The 19457-nt window shown below is 39.9% G+C and carries 17 protein-coding genes; 13 read left to right on the forward strand and 4 right to left on the reverse strand.

Going from position 1 to position 19457, the window contains the following annotated elements; translation table 11 throughout:
* Positions 1–154 precede the first annotated feature (154 nt).
* From KO529_RS20330 to KO529_RS20350, 5 genes are all read left to right on the forward strand, one after another.
* Positions 155–631: a CAP domain-containing protein gene (locus KO529_RS20330; RefSeq protein ID WP_215949679.1), complete on the forward strand. Its 477-nt coding sequence runs from the start codon at positions 155–157 to the stop codon at positions 629–631.
* Between the two features lie 126 nt (positions 632–757).
* The gene (locus tag KO529_RS20335; RefSeq protein ID WP_215949680.1) at positions 758–1303 is read left to right on the forward strand and encodes a 3-hydroxyanthranilate 3,4-dioxygenase; all 546 of its coding nucleotides are present in this window, start codon (positions 758–760) and stop codon (positions 1301–1303) included.
* A gap of 152 nt (positions 1304–1455) precedes the next feature.
* Positions 1456–3009: an L-piperidine-6-carboxylate dehydrogenase gene (gene amaB, locus KO529_RS20340; RefSeq protein WP_215949681.1), complete on the forward strand. Its 1554-nt coding sequence runs from the start codon at positions 1456–1458 to the stop codon at positions 3007–3009.
* Positions 3010–3637: 628 nt separating this feature from the next.
* Positions 3638–3835 carry a hypothetical protein gene (locus KO529_RS20345; protein ID WP_215949682.1) on the forward strand — a complete coding sequence of 66 codons (198 nt, stop codon included), beginning with the start codon at positions 3638–3640 and terminating at the stop codon, positions 3833–3835.
* Between the two features lie 18 nt (positions 3836–3853).
* Complete coding sequence (locus tag KO529_RS20350; RefSeq protein ID WP_215949683.1) at positions 3854–4405, forward strand: hypothetical protein; 552 nt, start codon at positions 3854–3856, stop codon at positions 4403–4405.
* A 170-nt stretch (positions 4406–4575) separates the two neighbouring features.
* On the opposite strand, the gene KO529_RS20355 is transcribed toward KO529_RS20350, so the two are convergent.
* A complete protein-coding gene (locus tag KO529_RS20355; protein WP_215949684.1) occupies positions 4576–5574 on the reverse strand; it encodes an acyl-ACP desaturase in 999 nt (332 codons plus the stop codon).
* A gap of 63 nt (positions 5575–5637) precedes the next feature.
* Positions 5638–6363, reverse strand: a complete 726-nt coding sequence (locus tag KO529_RS20360; protein ID WP_215949685.1) for a metallophosphoesterase — start codon at positions 6361–6363, stop codon at positions 5638–5640.
* A 413-nt stretch (positions 6364–6776) separates the two neighbouring features.
* Between KO529_RS20360 and KO529_RS20365 the strand changes: the two genes are divergently transcribed.
* A complete protein-coding gene (locus tag KO529_RS20365; RefSeq protein WP_215949686.1) occupies positions 6777–9329 on the forward strand; it encodes an adenosylcobalamin-dependent ribonucleoside-diphosphate reductase in 2553 nt (850 codons plus the stop codon).
* A gap of 126 nt (positions 9330–9455) precedes the next feature.
* Positions 9456–10403: a carbohydrate kinase family protein gene (locus tag KO529_RS20370; RefSeq protein ID WP_215949687.1), complete on the forward strand. Its 948-nt coding sequence runs from the start codon at positions 9456–9458 to the stop codon at positions 10401–10403.
* A 19-nt stretch (positions 10404–10422) separates the two neighbouring features.
* Here the strand turns inward: KO529_RS20370 and KO529_RS20375 are convergent, their stop codons facing one another.
* Together KO529_RS20375 and KO529_RS20380 are read right to left on the reverse strand one after the other, a co-directional pair.
* On the reverse strand, positions 10423–11559 hold the full coding sequence (locus KO529_RS20375) for an ATP-binding protein (protein ID WP_215949688.1): 1137 nt from the start codon (positions 11557–11559) through the stop codon (positions 10423–10425).
* Positions 11556–12329, reverse strand: coding sequence for an SDR family NAD(P)-dependent oxidoreductase (locus KO529_RS20380; RefSeq protein ID WP_215949689.1), 774 nt, complete (start codon positions 12327–12329; stop codon positions 11556–11558). The genes KO529_RS20375 and KO529_RS20380 overlap by 4 nt, the downstream gene beginning before the upstream one ends.
* Before the next feature lie 548 nt (positions 12330–12877).
* Between KO529_RS20380 and KO529_RS20385 the strand changes: the two genes are divergently transcribed.
* The 6 genes from KO529_RS20385 to KO529_RS20410 all read left to right on the forward strand — a co-directional run bounded on the left by KO529_RS20385 (position 12878) and on the right by KO529_RS20410 (position 19454).
* Positions 12878–13879 (forward strand): AAA family ATPase, encoded by a 1002-nt coding sequence (locus KO529_RS20385; protein WP_110354391.1) that lies wholly within the window; start codon positions 12878–12880, stop codon positions 13877–13879.
* 88 nt (positions 13880–13967) lie between these two features.
* Positions 13968–14834 carry a DUF58 domain-containing protein gene (locus KO529_RS20390; RefSeq protein WP_215949690.1) on the forward strand — a complete coding sequence of 289 codons (867 nt, stop codon included), beginning with the start codon at positions 13968–13970 and terminating at the stop codon, positions 14832–14834.
* A 5-nt stretch (positions 14835–14839) separates the two neighbouring features.
* On the forward strand, positions 14840–16495 hold the full coding sequence (locus KO529_RS20395) for a BatD family protein (protein WP_252734483.1): 1656 nt from the start codon (positions 14840–14842) through the stop codon (positions 16493–16495).
* Complete coding sequence (locus KO529_RS20400; protein WP_110354388.1) at positions 16496–17494, forward strand: vWA domain-containing protein; 999 nt, start codon at positions 16496–16498, stop codon at positions 17492–17494. It begins immediately after the preceding gene.
* Between the two features lie 51 nt (positions 17495–17545).
* Positions 17546–18583, forward strand: a complete 1038-nt coding sequence (locus tag KO529_RS20405) for a VWA domain-containing protein (protein WP_215949691.1) — start codon at positions 17546–17548, stop codon at positions 18581–18583.
* A 13-nt stretch (positions 18584–18596) separates the two neighbouring features.
* Positions 18597–19454, forward strand: a complete 858-nt coding sequence (locus KO529_RS20410) for a tetratricopeptide repeat protein (RefSeq protein WP_215949692.1) — start codon at positions 18597–18599, stop codon at positions 19452–19454.
* Positions 19455–19457: the final 3 nt, after the last annotated feature.

Consider the following 19457-nt stretch of genomic DNA (forward strand, 5'->3'; position numbering starts at 1 on the left):
AATAAGCTATGCATTTCATCGAATAAACCACTTATTTCGACTTCGTGATAAATTAATTTTTTAATATTACAACCGTTGGTTACGAGAAGCCAATCACGAGAACACAAGAATTCCCCATTCTTCCCTTTCTTCCTACTTACAAATAGAACATTATATGAAAATGAAAATGCATTATTTTGTAATGCTTTTGTTCGCATTTGTAGTAGTCTCTTGTAGCACAGAGTCTTTAGAGCCGGCAATTAGTCCCGAAGTCGAAAATGCGGTTGAAGTGGAACAGGAATTACTTGGAATCGTCAACGAACATCGTATTGCCTTAGGCTATAACGATCTGGATTTTAGCTCAGTGGCATACGAGTACGCCAACAAGCATACAGACTATATGATAGCCAAAGGGTCTATTAACCATGACAATTTTAGCGCGCGTGCATCGGATATTTCCCAAGCGGTAAATGCCTCTTTTGTCTCTGAAAATGTGGCAAAAGACTATGATTCTGCCTATGAGGCTTTTCAAAAATGGCTGGCCAGTTCCGACCATAGGAAAACCATGGAAGGCGAATTTACCCACACCGCGGTAAGTGTAAAGAGGAATACCGACGGCAAACTATATTTTACACAACTCTTCTACAGATAGTCTTCCTAAAAGCAGTTTACTTTTATTATTTTTGATGTTAAACCGCGTTTTATTAATTGATAGCAGCTACTGCATTATCAAATATTAAGGGGCGGAAGTATAATGTTAACTTCTATAAGATGCACTATGTCCATAAAACAACCATTCAATCTAAATAAATGGATTTCCGAGAATAGGGATACTTTAAAACCTCCCGTAGGAAATAAAAACCTTTACACGGAATCGGGAGACTACATTGTTATGGTTGTTGCCGGCCCCAATGCCAGAAAAGATTATCATTACAATGAAACGGAGGAACTGTTTTATCAATTGGAAGGCAATATTGAGGTCCATATTCAAGAAGACGGCCAAAAAAAGACAATGCAATTGGGACCTGGGGATATGTACCTGCACCCGGCCAAAATACCGCATTCTCCAGTTAGAAAAGAAGGATCCATTGGTTTGGTAATAGAGCGTAAACGGGCCGAGATGAACGTTGATGACGGCCTGCTTTGGTTTTGCGATAACTGCAACAATAAACTCTATGAAGTATACTTCACTTTAAATAATATTGAAAAAGACTTTTTGGGGCATTTTAAAACCTTCTATGGTTCGGAAAAACTTAGAACCTGTAGCAATTGTGGCACTATAATGCCCGTTGATGAAAGGTTTATTGCCAAGGAAGACGAATAGTCGATACCACTTTTCAGTATTACTTCCTATTACTTAAGTTGGACTTAAAGCCATAAATCCGGTTTTAAAACATTTATGATTGGTTATACCTTAGACTGCACATTAATTTGTAAATTTGAATAATATAACAATTAACGATAAAATAGTTATAAATGTCAAAAATTGCACAAGAATTTGGAATCCATGAAGCCTTAAAAAAATTAGGCGTCGAAGCTATAAATAACGGAACTTCAACAGGTTCGGATAATTTTTCCTCCGGAGAGGAGTTGAGTTCATACTCTCCAGTAGATGGTGTTCTAATTGGCAAAGTAAAGACCACCTCTAAGGAAGACTATGAAAAAGTGATGGATGCGGCCACCAATGCATTTAAACTTTGGAGAACAAAACCCGCACCACAAAGGGGGGAAATAGTGCGACAGTTTGGTGATAAACTTCGTGAGCTCAAGGAACCCTTGGGAAAATTGGTTTCCTATGAAATGGGAAAATCATATCAAGAAGGATTGGGAGAGGTGCAGGAAATGATCGATATCTGTGATTTCGCCGTAGGTCTCTCTAGACAATTGCACGGACTTACCATGCACTCCGAAAGACCAGGACATAGAATGTACGAACAATATCATCCTTTGGGGGTGGTTGGCATAATCTCGGCATTTAATTTCCCGGTGGCCGTATGGGCCTGGAATACAGCCTTGGCATGGATATCGGGAGATGTCTGTGTTTGGAAGCCAAGTGAAAAAACACCCTTATGTGGTGTAGCTTGTCAAAACATAGCGGCAACAGTATTTAAAGAAAATAATCTTCCTGAAGGCATTTCCTGTTTAATCAATGGCGATTATAAGGTAGGTGAATTTATGACCCATGACAAAAGGGTTCCTTTAGTTTCTGCTACAGGGTCTATACGCATGGGAAAAATCGTAGCTCAGGCAGTGGCCGCCAGATTGGGAAAATCACTCCTGGAACTTGGAGGAAACAATGCAATTATAGTAACCCCTGATGCGGACATAAAAATGACAGTTATAGGAGCTGTATTTGGGGCCGTTGGCACCGCAGGCCAACGTTGTACCTCCACACGAAGATTAATCATACACGACTCTATCTATGACAAGGTAAAAGATGCAGTTGTTACCGCCTACAAACAATTGCGAATTGGAAATCCTCTGGATCAGAAAAACCATGTTGGCCCATTGATAGATACCGATGCCGTAGGGATGTACCAAAAGGCGCTTAAGAAAGTAGTGGAAGAAGGAGGCAAGCTAATTGTTGAGGGAGGTGTACTGCAAGGAGAAGGATATGAAAGTGGGTGTTATGTAAAACCGGCCATTGCCGAAGCAAACAATACCTATGAGATTGTACAACACGAGACCTTTGCCCCTGTATTATATCTATTAAAGTACTCCGGAGATGTAGAAAATGCGATTGATATACAAAACGGAGTGGTCCAGGGACTATCCTCGGCAATAATGACCAATAATCTGAGGGAGGCAGAGCGATTTTTATCTGTCCAAGGTAGCGATTGCGGTATAGCCAATGTCAACATTGGAACTTCCGGTGCTGAAATAGGAGGAGCTTTTGGAGGGGAAAAAGAAACAGGTGGAGGTCGTGAATCTGGCTCGGATGCCTGGAAAATATACATGAGAAGACAGACCAATACCATTAACTACACCACAGAATTGCCTTTAGCGCAAGGGATAAAGTTTGATCTTTAGAATTGAACCTATAAAAAAACCCGCTATGTACTGGATGTAAACCAGTACATAGCGGGTTTTAAACTAACCAACCAAATTACATCCTGAAGAATAGCTCTATACTCCAAGACAAAAACTTTCAATTTGAATATTTGAAAGAATATAAACCCGTAGCCACTTGAAAATTTCCCCTCCCCCCGAATAGGTCCATTAGAAATAGCTGCGGGTTTAACCAAACTAACTCAAATAATTATGGTGAAAAAGACCTATTTCAATGCCGGAACTTAGTCGGGAGAAATAAGGTCTTTGTTATTCTAATATTTACGCTAAAGTCTACATTTTGCTCCATGATTAAAAGCAAAACTATATGGATGGTAATAAAATGTGTATAATTGGTAAATTTTGCAACTACTGCCCCCTAATTCTAATGCCCATCTTGCACATTTAAAGTAGTTTAAACATAGGTTGGAACAATTTTTACAACTAGCCCAATACAACATTATCCCCCTATATTTTTGTTGAAGGAAGTGAAACGTCCCAAAACCTATTTTTTGTGCTAACTACTTGAATCGTAATATTTAATAACATTTTTTTAACATTTAAGCAAATTTTTTAATACATTTAGACAAAACCCTTACAGCTATCCGAAATGTCTAAGAAAACAACCAATTTATTGGGTATTGTTATTGCCATAGTTGCCGGAACCTATTTTAACCTCATGTTGTGCAATACATGCATCACCGAAACAGAGGATACTCCCACGGTTGAAAATACAGTGGATGTTGCTAAAAATAAAATGCTGGCAGAGAAAAAGAATGAGCGTCAGAACCTTGATAAAAACAACTAACCCAAAACAATAAAGCACATGGAAAACCTAAGTATTTGGTGCTGGTTTATTCCTGCCGTAGTAGGTGTAGTCTGCGCACTATTTGGCTACCTAATCGGAAAAGGCAAGAATTCCCAAATAGACCACACTTCAGAATTAAATATACTAAAGGACAAAAACGCAAAACTGGAAACCGATTTGGCGGCATGTAACAAACAACTATCCCAAAAAGTAGAACTTGTTGTTCCTGCCAAACCCATTGCCCCAATAGCCGCAGCAGAAGCCCTACTACCATTCAATGCACAGGCAGCAAAAGCCGCCCTTGGAAAAACTGTAAAACGGGACGACCTAAAGATCGTGGAAGGAATTGGACCCAAAATTCAGCAACTATTCAATTCTTTTGATATAAAAACATGGAAAGATTTGTCCGAAACTGCCGTTGCCAAATGTCAGGAAATCCTAGACACTGGAGGAGCCCGTTATAAAATTCACGATCCTGCATCCTGGCCTATGCAAGCAAAAATGGCCTACGAAGGCAAATGGAAAGAATTGCACAAATGGCAGGAAGAACACAAAAGAGGAAAACTATAGTAATACAATCGTCCTATAACTGCACTTTGGCTAAATCAGAAAAGTGTTACTTATACACCTTACAAATAAACCAATAGGACAAGGGTCTCTTGGTCGTAAAAAATACAATTAAAAACACCCCACTTATCTGGATAAGTGGGGTGTTTTTGGCTTTTAGTACGCTATTTTTACTAGACCATTCTTCCGTTGGCTTCAACCCACTTGAACCTGTAGTCGTCCTCAGGGAATTTCATCCTGCTTGCGATTCGCTCCAATCTATCCGGTAATTTCATTAAATAGTCCCTCGCCCTTTCCGCATCATCATTAAGACTTCGAATACTATCCAATTCCCAATAGCTATTCAATTTTTTCAAAATTTCTATATAGTCCTGAGCTGTGTAAACCCCCAATCTTTGGGCACAATTTGAAAAGTTTTCAAAAGCGGTCCCTATGTTTCCTCCGGACTCCCTTAGGAAATGGGCCGGCATTACAATTTTTTTCTTCATCATATCGGCAAAAGCCAACATCATCTGGCTTGGGTCGTTTTCAAAAATAACCTTAACAAACTCCCTATAGGCCAAATGATGACGCATTTCGTCTCCCGCGATAATGGTACACATTTTACCAAGTAGGGCATTGCCCCCCTTTTTACACATTTGACCTACTCTTTTATGCGAAATATTGGTAGCCAACTCTTGAAAAGAGGTATATACAAAGTTTTTATAAGGATCTCTGTCCGTTCCTATATCGAAACCATCGGCAATTAGATGCTGGGTGGTTATTTCCACTTCCCTCATATTGACCCTTCCGGCCAAATAAAGGTATTTGTTCAGCACATCGCCATGCCTATTTTCCTCAGCGGTCCAATGACGCACCCATTTGGACCAGCCATTCTTGTTTTCACCATGTTGGTCTATTCCTTCTACATCCATAAGCCAAGATTCGTAGGTAGGCAATGCCTCCTCGGTAATAGTATCTGCTACCAAGGTGACCCAAAGATCATACCCCAATTCCTTGGCTTCTTCACGTATTTGGGTTACGTGATCCATAAAGCCTTCACTTTGTGTATCCGGTAAAAAATCCGTTGGTTGCCAAATATCCTGAATAGGAATAAGGTACTGGTCTATAAAACCATCCACCTTACCCTCAATGGACTTCATCACTTCTATTCTAACGTTCTTATTAGACATTCTTCAAATTTTATGTAAATATCCTTAATAATCTTGATAATCTGTCCCTATAGACAGTAAAATTTAGTTTCTTCCCATTTCGGAAGGATAAAACAAATATACCGGATCACTTTGCCAATATTGCTTTGATCCAACATCCATAATGGTCAATGGACCTCTAAAAGCCGCCCCTGTGTCAACATTCCAAATATTGGCAGCATTCTTTGGAGTTGTCCTCCCAATCCTTGTTACCGGAGTATGGCCTATAAAAATCTCCTTGTAATGTGTTAACCTTTGAGGATAAAATTCATCCTCTTTGGTCAGTGATGGGTCCAAAGACAATGCCAATTCCCAAAGGGTCCTATCCCAATAATAGGTTTTGGTAAAATACTCGTGTCCCACACCCTTTAAGTTAGTAAATCCTGCGTGGATAAACAAACGATTTTCAGTGTCCAGAATATAATTTTCCAAATTATCGTAAAATTGAATGTGGGCTTCCTTTATTTCATCCCCTACCAACCGATAAGAATTCTGGGTAGCACTTCCCCCATGTTGTAACCAAAGTGGATTATTCTCCCCGTTTTTTAACCAATCATTGCAAAGTTCATCGTGATTTCCCCTTATAAATGAGCATTTATATGTAAGCCTAAGCTCCATTAAAAAATTTACCGTATTTACAGCATCACTCCAACCATCCACATAATCCCCCAAAAAAATAAGATGATCACTTGGACTCACTTTTGCCCTTTTCAAAACTTGCTCCAAGGCCTTTAACCCAGAATGCAGGTCTCCGATTACCAATGTTCTCATTTTGCAAAAATCGCAAATACCACTTTAATATCCATGGCAAAAAGAATTAAAAATGGATTACCCCGGATAATTTAAGTACAAATCCTACAACCAATAGATAATTCAATGTCTCTTAAAAACCCAATGAACAAGACCAAACCAAGTGAAAACATATCTACCAAAACAAATGGCCTACAAGCCATTTAGTGCAGGAATTCTATTCACAACGACAACATTCAGAAAATAAAAATTAAAAAAAAGTACAACTTATTTGTTAACTTTTTCCTGTTGATAAATCTTTATATTTTTGATTATCAGTTCTTTAAATCATTTTACTTGTAAACTTTCATGATATTTATCATGTTTTTCTTTCTACTTTTTTTAATACTTTTGTTCTTTATTCCAATTCTATTACAATCCTAAAAAATCATTATATGCCAACAAAAATCGCCCAAGGACCACAAAAGACTTACAGTCAGGAAGAAGCCTTTAATGCTTCGTTAAAATATTTTAAAGGTGATGACCTTGCGGCCAGGGTATGGGTAAATAAATATGCCCTAAAAGATTCCGAAGGGAATATTTATGAGCTAACTCCTGATGATATGCACCACAGGATAGCCAAGGAGATTTCCAGAATTGAACAAAAATATCCAAATCCCCTAAATGAAGAGCAAGTTTTTGACCTGATCAAAAATTTTAAATACATAGTCCCCCAAGGTAGCCCAATGGCCGGCATTGGCAATCCTTTTCAGATTGCATCCCTTTCCAATTGCTTTGTAATAGGCAATGAGGGCCAGTCCGATTCGTACGGGGGAATCATGAAAATAGACCAAGAACAGGTGCAGCTTATGAAGCGCCGCGGGGGAGTTGGCCACGACCTATCCCATATACGTCCCAAGGGGTCGCCTGTTAAAAACTCGGCCTTGACCTCAACCGGCCTAGTGCCATTTATGGAAAGATATTCCAACACTACCAGGGAAGTGGCCCAAGATGGCCGAAGGGGAGCCCTAATGTTATCGGTCTCCATAAACCATCCTGATGCGGAAGATTTTATAGACGCTAAAATGGAACAGGGTAAGGTAACGGGAGCCAATGTTTCTGTTAGAATGGACGATGATTTCATGAGAGCCATCGAAAGTGGACAACCCTATACCCAAAAATTTCCTGTTCAAAGCCCCAATCCCAAGGTTTCCAAAACTATAGATGCCCAAAAATTATGGGACAAGATAGTCCATAACGCCTGGCAATCGGCAGAACCTGGTATTTTGTTTTGGGATACCATTATAAAGGAATCCGTACCGGATTGTTATTCAGATTTGGGTTATAACACGGTATCTACCAACCCCTGTGGCGAAATTCCATTATGCCCTTATGATTCCTGTCGTTTGTTGGCCATTAATCTCTTCTCCTATGTAGACCAACCTTTTACGGATAATGCAACCTTTGATTTTAAACTATTTAAAGAACATGTTGCCGCCGCCCAGCGAATTATGGACGATATTATAGACCTTGAATTGGAGAAGGTAGATGTAATTCTGAAAAAAATAAAAGCGGATCCGGAATTGGAAGACACAAAAGCTGTGGAATATAATTTATGGACCAACATCAAAGAAAAGGCCGAACAGGGAAGGCGTACAGGAATTGGCATTACTGCCGAAGGAGATATGCTGGCGGCACTTGGCTTACGTTATGGAAGTAAAGAGGCCAACAAATTTTCAATTGAAGTACACAAGACTATTGCTTTGGAAGCCTACAGAGCCTCGGTACATACCGCCAAAGACAGAGGGGCATTTCAAATTTTTGATGCGGAAAGGGAAAAAAACAACCCCTTTATCCTGAGACTGAAGGAAGCCGATGAAAAACTGTACTACGAAATGTTGGAATACGGCCGAAGAAACATTGCCTTATTAACCATTGCGCCCACGGGCACTACCAGTTTAATGACCCAAACCACATCTGGCATAGAACCGGTTTTCCTGCCTGTATACAAGCGCAGAAGGAAGGTTAATCCCAATGATAAGGATGTCCGTATTGATTTTGTGGATGAAGTTGGGGATTCATGGGAAGAATATTTGGTGTTCCATCATAAATTCAAACAATGGATGTCCGTCAAGGGAATTGATACAGAAAAAAATTATTCCCAGGAAGAATTACAGAAAATTGTAAAAAGTTCCCCGTATTACAAAGCCACCTCCAATGATGTTGATTGGTTGAGCAAAGTACGTTTACAGGGTGCGGTTCAAAAATGGGTAGACCATAGCATAAGTGTCACTATAAACCTTCCGAACGATGTGTCCGAAGAATTGGTCGGAAAACTCTATTTGGAAGCTTGGAAGGCTGGTTGCAAAGGCGTTACAGTTTACAGGGATGGTTCCAGATCCGGTGTATTGATCTCCAATGATTCAAAAAAATCGGAAGAGGAGGAAGCCCTTACCCATTTCCCCACAAAACGTCCCCAAATTTTGGAGGCCGATGTAGTGCGACTTCAAAACAACAAAGAAAAATGGATCGCTTTTATTGGCCTGATCAACGACCAACCCTATGAAATTTTCACTGGTATGGCCGATGATGAGGACGGTATATTAATCCCTAGATGGGTGAATAACGGATTAATTATAAAAAGCAGAAACGAGGACGGTTCTTCGCGTTACGATTTTCAGTACAAGAACAAAAGAGGCTATAAAACCACCATTGAAGGACTATCCCATAAATTTAATCCGGAATATTGGAACTATGCCAAATTGATTTCGAGTACCCTCCGCCATGGCATGCCTATAGAAAAAGTAGTAGACCTTATTAATAGTCTACAACTGGACAGTGAATCTATCAACACATGGAAAAATGGGGTAGCAAGAGCACTTAAAAGATACGTTGCCGATGGTACAGAGGCCAAAGGACAAAAATGTGATTCCTGTAATTCCAAGAATCTTATTTACCAAGAAGGATGCCTTACCTGTAAGGACTGTGGTTCGTCCAAATGCGGATAAGCCATTGCCATTTGTATGTATAGTCCAATTTCTAAAAGTTACACCCCCAAATGCATGCATTTGGGGGTGTTTTTAGTATTACTGCATTTTTCTATCTATTTTAGATTAATCAATTAAAATCAAGGCATGAAAAACGTTTTCTGTATCGGGGAATTATTAATAGATTTTGTAGCGGAAAAACAAGGCAGCGATCTAGCAAAAGCCAACAATTTCACAAAAAAAGCAGGGGGTGCCCCGGCCAATGTGGCGTCGGCAATAGCCAAACTGGAGGGCAAAAGTTTTTTTATTGGCTGCGTAGGAAAAGATCCCTTTGGTACTTTCCTAATCAATACCTTAACGGAAGGACAGGTGGACGTATCCCTGGCACAGCGGTCCGACACTTTCACTACCCTGGCCTTTGTTTCCCTGGCAGAGGATGGGGAGCGCGATTTTGTTTTTAGCCGTGGAGCGGACAAAGAATTAACATATGATCGCAGCTTAAGTAAGCTGTTCAAAGATCAAATTGTTCATTTTGGAGCCGCCACCTCATTCTTGGGGGGCAGTCTGGAAGAGGCTTATTCACTTTATCTCCAAGAGGCCATTTCCAACAATAGTTTTATTTCCTTTGACCCTAATTTTAGGGCAGATCTTTGGAAAGGAACAGAAGCCATATTTGTGCAAAAATGTATCCCTTTTATAGAAAAATCCCATCTGTGTAAATTTAGTTTGGAAGAGGCACAGTTACTTTCAGGAAAGGAAAATTTGGAAGAGGCATGTGCTTTTTTACACCAGCTGGGCTCCAAGATTATTACGGTTACCCTAGGTGGGGAAGGCACCTATTTAAGTACACCGGCAATTAAAAAGATAATTCCAAGTATAAAGGTAAGCCCTGTTGATACCACAGGTGCGGGAGATGCTTTTATTGGATGTTTGCTGAAACAGATTGCCCTGACCACCAACTTGGATACCCTTATGGCCGATTCGGGACCTTTGGAAAATATGGTTCAACAAGCCAATAAGGCAGGTGCAATTACGACCACAAATTATGGGGCCATAGAATCCTTGCCCACGCAGCAGCAATTAAACGAACTATAAATGTAATGGTCGGAAACCGCTAATTATACTTCATCTTTCTAATGATGCGTAGGGATTCTTTTATAGATTGATACACCGGAAGATTGTATTTCTTCATTACAGGCTTGGTGTTTTCCATAATATCCTTGGCCTCTTCGAAGCCATTTACATAACAAATTAAAAAAGTATCGGACAACAGATCCAAATCCCTTTCCTCATTTGGGGTCAAAGGAATTTCCTTTTCAATTTTCTTAAGCACGGCCACATTTGCGTTGTATATATGATGAAGTGTTTTTTTATCATATAAGGGAGGTTCAAATATTAAATCGCTTTGAATGGTATAGGTGCCGTTATCAGAAAAGGTAATTACCACTTTTTCCAACGGATAATATTTTTGTTCACTGCTTAACCCCAACTGCACATATTCTATGGTAGTGAAGGAATTTTCATCATAAGCTATCGTAATTTCATCAAATTCCGAAAAAAACAACTTTACTTGTTCATTGATCAATTCAATGTCGACACGGGAATAATAGGTTTCATTTTTTACTTTTTTTTGATGCCCCGCCCAACAAACCACAAATTGCTCCTTAAAAACCTTATAATTATTGGTAAGATCCTTATGCCTTTCGTTTAAGAAATCGATCACGCCATCCAAGGTAAGTTCAATGTTGTTTTTGGCATGCTTTTCTATGGTTGCCACAACATCTGCATTTACATCCGTTAACTCAATTCCATAAGCTTTTGGCATACTTATGCTGCCATCCCTAAAAAACACCGACCCGCCATAATACTTCCAGATATTCTTCCGCAAAGAACATACCTTCCCATTGGATTTTATAGTTACCAAGCCAACTACTTTACCCATTGGCAAATGCGGAAATGGAATATTTTCATAAGTAATCCGTGGGGGATTGTCCAAATAGGCGTTTACCAAATTTTGAATCTTGCTATCATCAAAAAAATCGACCCCTACAATTTCATTGTCCTCATCCTCGACCCCAATTACGATAAAAGAATTGTTTTGAGGGTTGCTATTGGCAAGTGCGCAGACATGCTTCAAAAATTTGGCCTTCCCCTCCCTCTGTCCAATATCTATAAAGCGCTTTTTATCATAAAAGCTATTCTCGTCATTATGGGCCAATAGGCTTTTTACGAGCAGGCGTTTATTGATCATAATTCCTTATTGACAATAGTGGCACTCGCTTGTGCCGTAGGTAAAATTAATAAGTCTGCAATGTTAACATGGGAGGGTCTGGTTACCATAAAATAAATTACATCCGCAATATCTTCCGGTTGCAAGGGCTTATAACCCTTGTAAGTATCCGCGGCCCTTCCATCATCCCCCTTAAACCGTACCTTACTAAATTCTGTTTCCACCAATCCCGGATTAATGGCCCCAACGCGAATGCCGTATTGGTTTAAATCTATTCTCATCCCTTGGTTTAAGGCATCCACAGCGTATTTACTTGCGCAGTACACATTCCCCTTAGGATACACTTCCTTCCCGGCAATGGAGCCAATATTTATAATATGACCCGATTTGTTTTTGATCATTTTTGGCATTATGGCCTTGGAAACATATAAAAGGCCCTTGACATTAATGTCCAACATAGCCTCCCAATCATCCAGATTACCTTCCTCTATGGAATCCAGACCATGGGCATTGCCAGCATTATTGATTAAAATATCAATATTGGAAAACTCCTCGGGAAGGGAAGCAATAGCTTCAAAAACCGCTTTTTTATCCTGAACATCAAATTCCAAAATGAAAACCTTGGTATGTCTGGACAGTTCCTTTTTAAGCTCATTCAATCGCTTTTTTCGCCTGCCACAAATAACTAAATTAATCCTGTTGGAGGCAAAGAGTTTGGCGGTTGCAAGCCCTATTCCGCTTGTAGCTCCTGTTATAAATGCTGTTGGTTTCTCATTAATGGTAATACTCATAAAACTAATTCTTTATTTTATTTCTTAACAATGCCATTGGTCGGTTACTAATGGCTCTTTTACCCTATTTCTAAATCAAGGGAACAAAAACCAATCTTTCTGCTAATAGTTCGTATTTATGGCCTTTTTTGCATCAATCACCAGTCTAGTACAGGTTGCACTCAAAAGCCAAATTTTGCACCTTGATATTAGCAGTGGAAAGGCTATTCCATAGAACGATTTATTGCCCAAGGGACCCCTAAAATATCCACCTTGTCAAAAGTGGGATTACCCGGTGCTTATCAATGACCAATTAACATATATCCTTCCCCAAAAGGAAGCTTCTTACCCCTATCGCCCCAAGTAATTGTCCCTGTTACGATTTTGAAATAAGATGTTTTATTTTTCATATGTTTGTGAAATTATGAATAATTCCCTTAAATAGTTCATAAAACTGGACCCATTGCTTAACTTTTAACCATACATTAACAGCCAATAACTAAATAAATTTTCAATTTGCATCCACTTTTGGAGTAAACCACTGTAAACAAAACAAAACAAAGGATTATATGGAAGAAAATACTTCGGTAGATATCAGTGCCGTGAACGAGAAAATTGCCCAGGAGAGTGCTTTTATTGACCTACTTATTTTAGAAATGAACAAAGTAATCGTAGGACAAAAACATATGGTTGAACGATTGCTCATTGGACTTTTAGGACAGGGCCATATTCTACTGGAAGGTGTCCCCGGTTTGGCCAAAACCTTAGCGATAAACACCTTGGCAAAAGCGGTACAAGGAAGCTTTAGTAGAATTCAGTTCACTCCCGATCTTTTACCGGCAGACGTTGTTGGTACTATGATCTACAATATGAAATTGAACGATTTTTCCATTAAGAAGGGTCCCATATTCGCCAATTTTGTTTTGGCTGATGAAATTAACCGTGCCCCTGCAAAAGTGCAATCCGCCCTTTTGGAAGCCATGCAGGAAAAACAAGTTACCATAGGCGATGAAACTTTTGTACTGGACAAGCCTTTTCTGGTTATGGCTACCCAAAACCCGGTGGAACAAGAAGGAACTTACCCCTTACCGGAAGCCCAGGTGGATCGTTTTATGTTAAAGACCGTAATAGATTACCCCAAACTTAGCGAGGAGCAATTAATAATTAGGCAAAACCTTAAGGGAGCATATGAAGAGGTAAAACCCGTGGTTAGCGTTAAGCAGATTCTTAGTGCCCAAAAGGCAGTAAGGGATGTGTATATGGACGAGAAAATTGAGAAATATATTCTCGATATTGTTTTTGCCACCCGATACCCGGAAAAATATAATCTTGAAAGCCTAAAACCTTTGATCAGTTTCGGAGCTTCGCCAAGGGGTAGTATAAATTTAGCGGTAGCTGCCAAATGCTATGCTTTTATTAAAAGAAGGGGCTATGTTGTTCCTGAAGATGTAAGGGCTGTGATTCATGACGTTTTACGCCACAGGATCGGTATAACCTATGAGGCCGAGGCAGAAAACATTACTTCGGAAGAAATAATAAACAAGATCGTAAACGAAATTGAAGTACCTTAATCAGTCTACAGTTATCCGTCTACAGCTTTTGGTCTTTAATACTTAAAACTGTAACTGAATACTTTTTACTGCAAACTGCATACTGAAAATGGATACCAAGGAATTATTAAAAAAAGTTCGCAAGATCGAAATAAAGACGAGGCGTCTTTCCGACCATATTTTTGGTGGGGAATACCACTCGACCTTTAAGGGAAGAGGTATGACTTTTAGTGAGGTGCGCCAATATCAATTTGGCGATGATGTTAGATCCATAGATTGGAACGTAACAGCACGCTATAACGAACCCTATGTAAAGGTATTTGAGGAGGAAAGAGAACTTACCATGATGCTTATGGTAGATGTGAGTGGTTCAGAACTATTTGGTACCAGCAATCAGTTTAAAAAGGAAATTATTACCGAAATTTCTGCTACCCTGGCATTTTCGGCACTTCAGAACAATGATAAGGTTGGACTTCTTCTGTTTACGAATGAAGTAGAACTTTACATTCCACCAAAAAAAGGAAAAAGTCACGCCCTAAGAATTATAAGGGAGTTACTGGAGTTTTCGCCCAAGAGCAGCGAGACCGATTTGGGAGCTGCCTTGAAATTCCTTACCAACGTAATGAAGAAAAAAGCAATAGTCTTTGTACTCTCGGATTTTATTACCGACGACTACCTTCAAACCTTGCGTATTACAGGCAAAAAGCATGATCTTACCGGTATTAGGGTATTTGATGAAAGAGAGGAGACCATCCCAAATTTAGGCATGGTACAAATGCAGGATGCTGAAACTGGAGCAATTCAATTGGTGAATACCCAGTCCAAAAAAGTAAGGATGGCCTATGGCAAACACTATAATGAGCGCGTTGCCTATTTTCAGGAGACTTTTACCAAATCTGGTTGTGGAGTGTTAAGTTGTAGGGTGGATGAAAGTTATGTAAAGAAATTATTGGGCTATTTTAAGAGAAGAGGTTGATTTAAATGAGGAACTTAATTTTGAGCATTATAAAGACTTATTCGTATTTTCTACGATATATTACATTGTGTCTGCTATTTGCCTCGACACAAGGTTTTTCCCAAACTCCCCCCACCATTGTGTCAGGGGTGGATACCACCTATATAAAGATTGGCGAACAGATTAATTTTAAGGTTACCGTTGAAACAGATTCCACCGCCCAGGTAATCTTCCCGGAAGGACAGACCTTTTCCCCTTTGGAAACCGTAGAGGCCCTCAAGACCGATACGGTTAAAAAATTGGATAGGATGACCCTGCAAAAAATTTATGCCCTAACCCAATTTGACTCAGGTTCCTATACTCTTCCAAGACAACAGATTATGGTAAACGGAAAACCGTTTTTTACCGATTCCATAAAAATTGATGTTGCTACCGTACCTGTCGATACCTTGGCGCAGAAGATGTACGACATAAAACCCATTATAAATGTAGAAAAATCGAACGGTGCACTTTGGAGAATTCTCCTTTGGGTTCTGGGTATTTTAATTTTGGTCGGGGCAGCCTTATATTGGTTCGTTTTCAGAAAGAAGCCATTGAGCGAAGAGGAAAAAGTAGCCCTATTACCTCCTTTTGACCGTGCTATTCTTGGTTTAAAACAATTGGAAAAATCAAAATATTTAATTCAGGACGATTATAAATCCTACTATTCCGAGTTAACGGACATTGTGCGATCCTACCTGGAAGAAGATGTACATGTCACTGCATTGGAAAGTACTACGGACCAATTGATAGATAAATTGGAAATGATGAAGGATGCTGGTCAGTTGAAACTGGACCCTGAAACCATACAACAGTTCAAAAAGGTTTTACAGACCTCGGATTTGGTAAAATTTGCAAAATCCAAGCCGGAGTCCTCTGCAGCGGAACAAGACAGGAAATCTGTGGAGCAGATTGTGATAAAGACCAAAGAAGCCATTCCAGAGCCTACTGAAGAGGAATTATTGCAACGCGAAGAGTATTTGGAGGAGCTGGAACGCAAAAAGCAGAAGAAAAAAATAGTAATTGTTGCTGTCTCTGCAGTTCTTGTACTTTTATTTTCCACTGTAGCGGCAATAGGCTACTACGGATTTGGACAGGTAAAGGATACCGTTTTGGGCCACCCGACCAAAGAATTATTGGAAAGGGAATGGGTACAGAGCGATTACGGTTTTCCCCCTATTAGTTTACATACCCCGGAAGTCTTATTGCGACAAGCGGTAAAACTCCCGCCTGAAGCCAAAGCCTCCATAAAAGAAATGCAGGCGTTTGCCTATAGGAGCTCCATTGGACTGTTTACCATTGGTGCCACCTCTATTACATTGGCACAACCGGAGGAACCGGATTTTGAAAAGGCTTCCGAACAAATTTTGAAAAATTTTGAAAATCAAGGCGCCAAGAACATCACTACCAAGCAAGAACCTTTTTCTACCCTCTCAGGGGTAAAAGGGGTTAAACTGTACGGAAGTGGAAAATTTGCCGTGCCCGAATCCAAGGAATTGATTTCTGGAAACTATGTGGTCCTATTTTTTGGCGGTAAAGGTTTTCAGCAAAATGTAATCTTGACATGGTTGGCAGATGACCAATATGCAGACCAGATAGTAGACCGAATTTTGAACTCAGTAGAAGTAAAAACGAGCTTATAGATGTTTGAGAATATTTCCTTTGCGAACCCACAGTTTTTCTGGTTGTTATTATTACTTCCAGTGGCAATGCTTTGGTATTTCTTTAAAAGAAAGGAACAGACCGCTTCTTTGAAAATGTCGAGCATTAAGGGCTTTCCCAAAGGTAGCATATTGCCCAAATTAAAACCGGCGTTGTTTGTTATGCGCTTGTTGGCATTGGCGGCGATCATAGTTGCCATGGCGAGACCACAGACCGAGGATATCTCCACCAGGACCAAAACTACAAAAGGAATTGATATTGTTATGGCCATCGATGTTTCCTCAAGTATGTTGGCAAAAGATCTAAAGCCGTATAGATTGGCAGCACTTAAAAAAGTAGCGGCCGATTTTATTAACGAAAGACCAAACGATAGGATCGGCTTGGTGGCTTATGCAGGCGAAAGCTATACCAAAACGCCTATTACTAGTGATAAATCCATAGTTTTAAGGGCTTTGGACGAAATAACATATGGGCAATTAAATGATGGAACAGCTATTGGGATGGGACTTGCCACCTCTGTCAACAGACTAAAGGAAAGTAAGGCCTTGAGCAAAGTAATTATACTTCTGACCGACGGAGTAAACAATTCTGGATTTATAGAGCCCCAAACTGCCGCAGATCTGGCAGTGGAGTTCGGTATTAAAACCTACACTATTGGTCTTGGCACCAATGGAAATGCCATGTCGCCCATAGCCTATAATGCCGACGGATCCTTCAGATATGGAATGCGGGAAGTAGAAATAGACGAAAGCCTGTTAAAATCTATTGCGGAAACAACCGGAGGGCAATATTTTAGGGCTACCGACAATAAAAAACTGGAGGCCATTTACGAGGAAATAAACAAATTGGAAAAAACGGAAGTAGAGGAGTTTAAGTACTACAAATACGAAGAAAAATTTAGACCCTGGGTGTATTTGGCAGGGGTTTTGCTCTTGTTGGAATGGTTGGCAAGGAACACCTTGTTCAGGAGTTTTATTTAATAAGAAGAAACTAGGTTTCAAAGGAATTGATTTAAAAAGGAAGAATACAAAATGATTCAGTTAGACGAAAAATCATATTTATATCTGTTATCTATCATTCCGGTGATGGTGGTTCTTTTTGTGCTCCTTCAAATCTGGAAAAAAAGAACGCAGAGAAAATTTGCGGATATTGGCCTTTTAAAGCGATTGACTCCGGACAGGTCCAATTTCAAATCCACCTTAAAATTAATTTTTATTTTATTGGGAATAGCCTCTTTGACAATGGCATTGGTCAACCCAAAGATGGGCACCAAACTGGAAACGGTTAAAAGGGAAGGGGTCGATATAGTATTTGCCGTAGATGTTTCCAAAAGTATGTTGGCCGAGGATATAGCCCCTAATAGACTGGAAAAGGCCAAACGTCTGGTTTCCGAAATTATCAATCAACTGGCGAGTGACAGAATTGGGATTATTGCATACGCCGGACAGGCATTCCCACAACTCCCTATAACGACCGATTATGGTGCTGCCAAAATGTTCTTGCAAAACATGAACACCGATATGCTTTCTTCCCAAGGAACGGCAATTGACCAGGCCATTGAATTGGCATCGACCTATTATGACGATGAGGAACAAACCAACCGTGTGCTTTTCATTATCTCCGACGGGGAAGACCATTCCGAAGGCAATGTAAGCAATGCTGTTGAAGATGCTACCAATGAAGGCATAAGGGTATTTACGATTGGGGTGGGAAAAACAAAGGGAGCCCCCATACCACTAAAAAGAAACGGTATTGTTGAAAGCCTGAAAAAAGATAACCAAGGTGAAGTGGTCATTACAAAATTAAATGAAGAGGTGCTTCAAGAAATTGCCGATGAGGGCAATGGAGAATACATAAACGGGGAAAACACGGAAGAAGCGGTTGCCTTCATTAAGGAGCAATTGAACCAGATGGACAAGAAAGAATTTGAGGCCAAGCAATTCGCCGAATTCAAAGATCAGTTCCAGTGGTTTTTGGCCGCAGGGCTTTTATTCTTATTTTTAGACATTTTTGTCTTGGATAGAAAGACCAAGTGGCTTAAAAAATTGAATCTGTTTAACGAGCGATAAACGCAGAAGGATTATGAAAAAGATAGCATTTATCATTATTTTGATCGGAGGCCTTGTCCAAGCACAGGAAGTGGACAAGGAAAAGGAAAAATCACTTAAAATTGCCAACAACTTTACGTGGGAAGCAAATAAAGATCTGTCCGAAAGTAATTTTGTAAATGCCGAAGCCAACTATAGGAGGGCCATCTCCAAGAGTGCGGAAAGTAGCATAGCTCCCTATAATTTAGGGAACGCCTATTATGAAAACGAAACCTATAGCGAAGCCTTTGGCAGGTTTAAGCAGGCGGGAGAAAATGCCACCAACAAAAAAGACAAGCACATGGCCTACCATAACATGGGCAATGTCTTTATGAAAAACAAAGAATACCAAAAAGCGGTAGATGCCTATAAGGAAGCTTTGAGAAATGACCCTACGGATGAGGAGACCCGTTACAATTTGGCTTTGGCCAAAGAAATGCTGAAAAAACAGCAGGAAGAAGAACAAAAAAACGACCAGAATAAGGACGACCAGAACCAGGAAGACCAAAAAGATCAGAAGGACCAGAACCAGGATAAAAAGGAAGGGGATCAGGACGAAGACAATAAAGGCGACCAACAAGAAGAGAACCAGGGCGATAAGAATGAAGAAGGGGATAAAGGCGAGGAAGAGAAAGAAGACAATAAAGAAGGTGAAGGAGATGATGAAGAGAAAAACGACGAGCCATATAAGGCAGAAGATCAGAAGCAACAACAACCAAGACCTAACCAATTATCTCCTCAGCAAGTGAAAAACTTGTTGGAGGCCATGCAGAACGAAGAGAAAAAAGTACAGGAAAAAATTGATGCACAAAAAGTAAAAGGTGCAAAAATCCAAAATGAAAAAGACTGGTAATAC

The organism is Arenibacter algicola (assembly GCF_018860365.1).
In the GTDB taxonomy this organism is placed as follows: domain Bacteria; phylum Bacteroidota; class Bacteroidia; order Flavobacteriales; family Flavobacteriaceae; genus Arenibacter; species Arenibacter algicola_B.

Excerpts from the sequence above, each read along its gene's own strand:
- KO529_RS20330 (WP_215949679.1), top strand. The coding sequence starts at position 155 with ATGAAAATGAAAATGCATTATTTTGTAATGCTTTTGTTCGCATTTGTA.
- KO529_RS20335 (WP_215949680.1), top strand. The coding sequence starts at position 758 with ATGTCCATAAAACAACCATTCAATCTAAATAAATGGATTTCCGAGAAT.
- amaB (WP_215949681.1), top strand. The coding sequence starts at position 1,456 with ATGTCAAAAATTGCACAAGAATTTGGAATCCATGAAGCCTTAAAAAAA.
- KO529_RS20345 (WP_215949682.1), top strand. The coding sequence starts at position 3,638 with ATGTCTAAGAAAACAACCAATTTATTGGGTATTGTTATTGCCATAGTT.
- KO529_RS20350 (WP_215949683.1), top strand. The coding sequence starts at position 3,854 with ATGGAAAACCTAAGTATTTGGTGCTGGTTTATTCCTGCCGTAGTAGGT.
- KO529_RS20355 (WP_215949684.1), bottom strand. The coding sequence starts at position 5,574 with ATGTCTAATAAGAACGTTAGAATAGAAGTGATGAAGTCCATTGAGGGT.
- KO529_RS20360 (WP_215949685.1), bottom strand. The coding sequence starts at position 6,363 with ATGAGAACATTGGTAATCGGAGACCTGCATTCTGGGTTAAAGGCCTTG.
- KO529_RS20365 (WP_215949686.1), top strand. The coding sequence starts at position 6,777 with ATGCCAACAAAAATCGCCCAAGGACCACAAAAGACTTACAGTCAGGAA.
- KO529_RS20370 (WP_215949687.1), top strand. The coding sequence starts at position 9,456 with ATGAAAAACGTTTTCTGTATCGGGGAATTATTAATAGATTTTGTAGCG.
- KO529_RS20375 (WP_215949688.1), bottom strand. The coding sequence starts at position 11,559 with ATGATCAATAAACGCCTGCTCGTAAAAAGCCTATTGGCCCATAATGAC.
- KO529_RS20380 (WP_215949689.1), bottom strand. The coding sequence starts at position 12,329 with ATGAGTATTACCATTAATGAGAAACCAACAGCATTTATAACAGGAGCT.
- KO529_RS20385 (WP_110354391.1), top strand. The coding sequence starts at position 12,878 with ATGGAAGAAAATACTTCGGTAGATATCAGTGCCGTGAACGAGAAAATT.
- KO529_RS20390 (WP_215949690.1), top strand. The coding sequence starts at position 13,968 with ATGGATACCAAGGAATTATTAAAAAAAGTTCGCAAGATCGAAATAAAG.
- KO529_RS20395 (WP_252734483.1), top strand. The coding sequence starts at position 14,840 with ATGAGGAACTTAATTTTGAGCATTATAAAGACTTATTCGTATTTTCTA.
- KO529_RS20400 (WP_110354388.1), top strand. The coding sequence starts at position 16,496 with ATGTTTGAGAATATTTCCTTTGCGAACCCACAGTTTTTCTGGTTGTTA.
- KO529_RS20405 (WP_215949691.1), top strand. The coding sequence starts at position 17,546 with ATGATTCAGTTAGACGAAAAATCATATTTATATCTGTTATCTATCATT.
- KO529_RS20410 (WP_215949692.1), top strand. The coding sequence starts at position 18,597 with ATGAAAAAGATAGCATTTATCATTATTTTGATCGGAGGCCTTGTCCAA.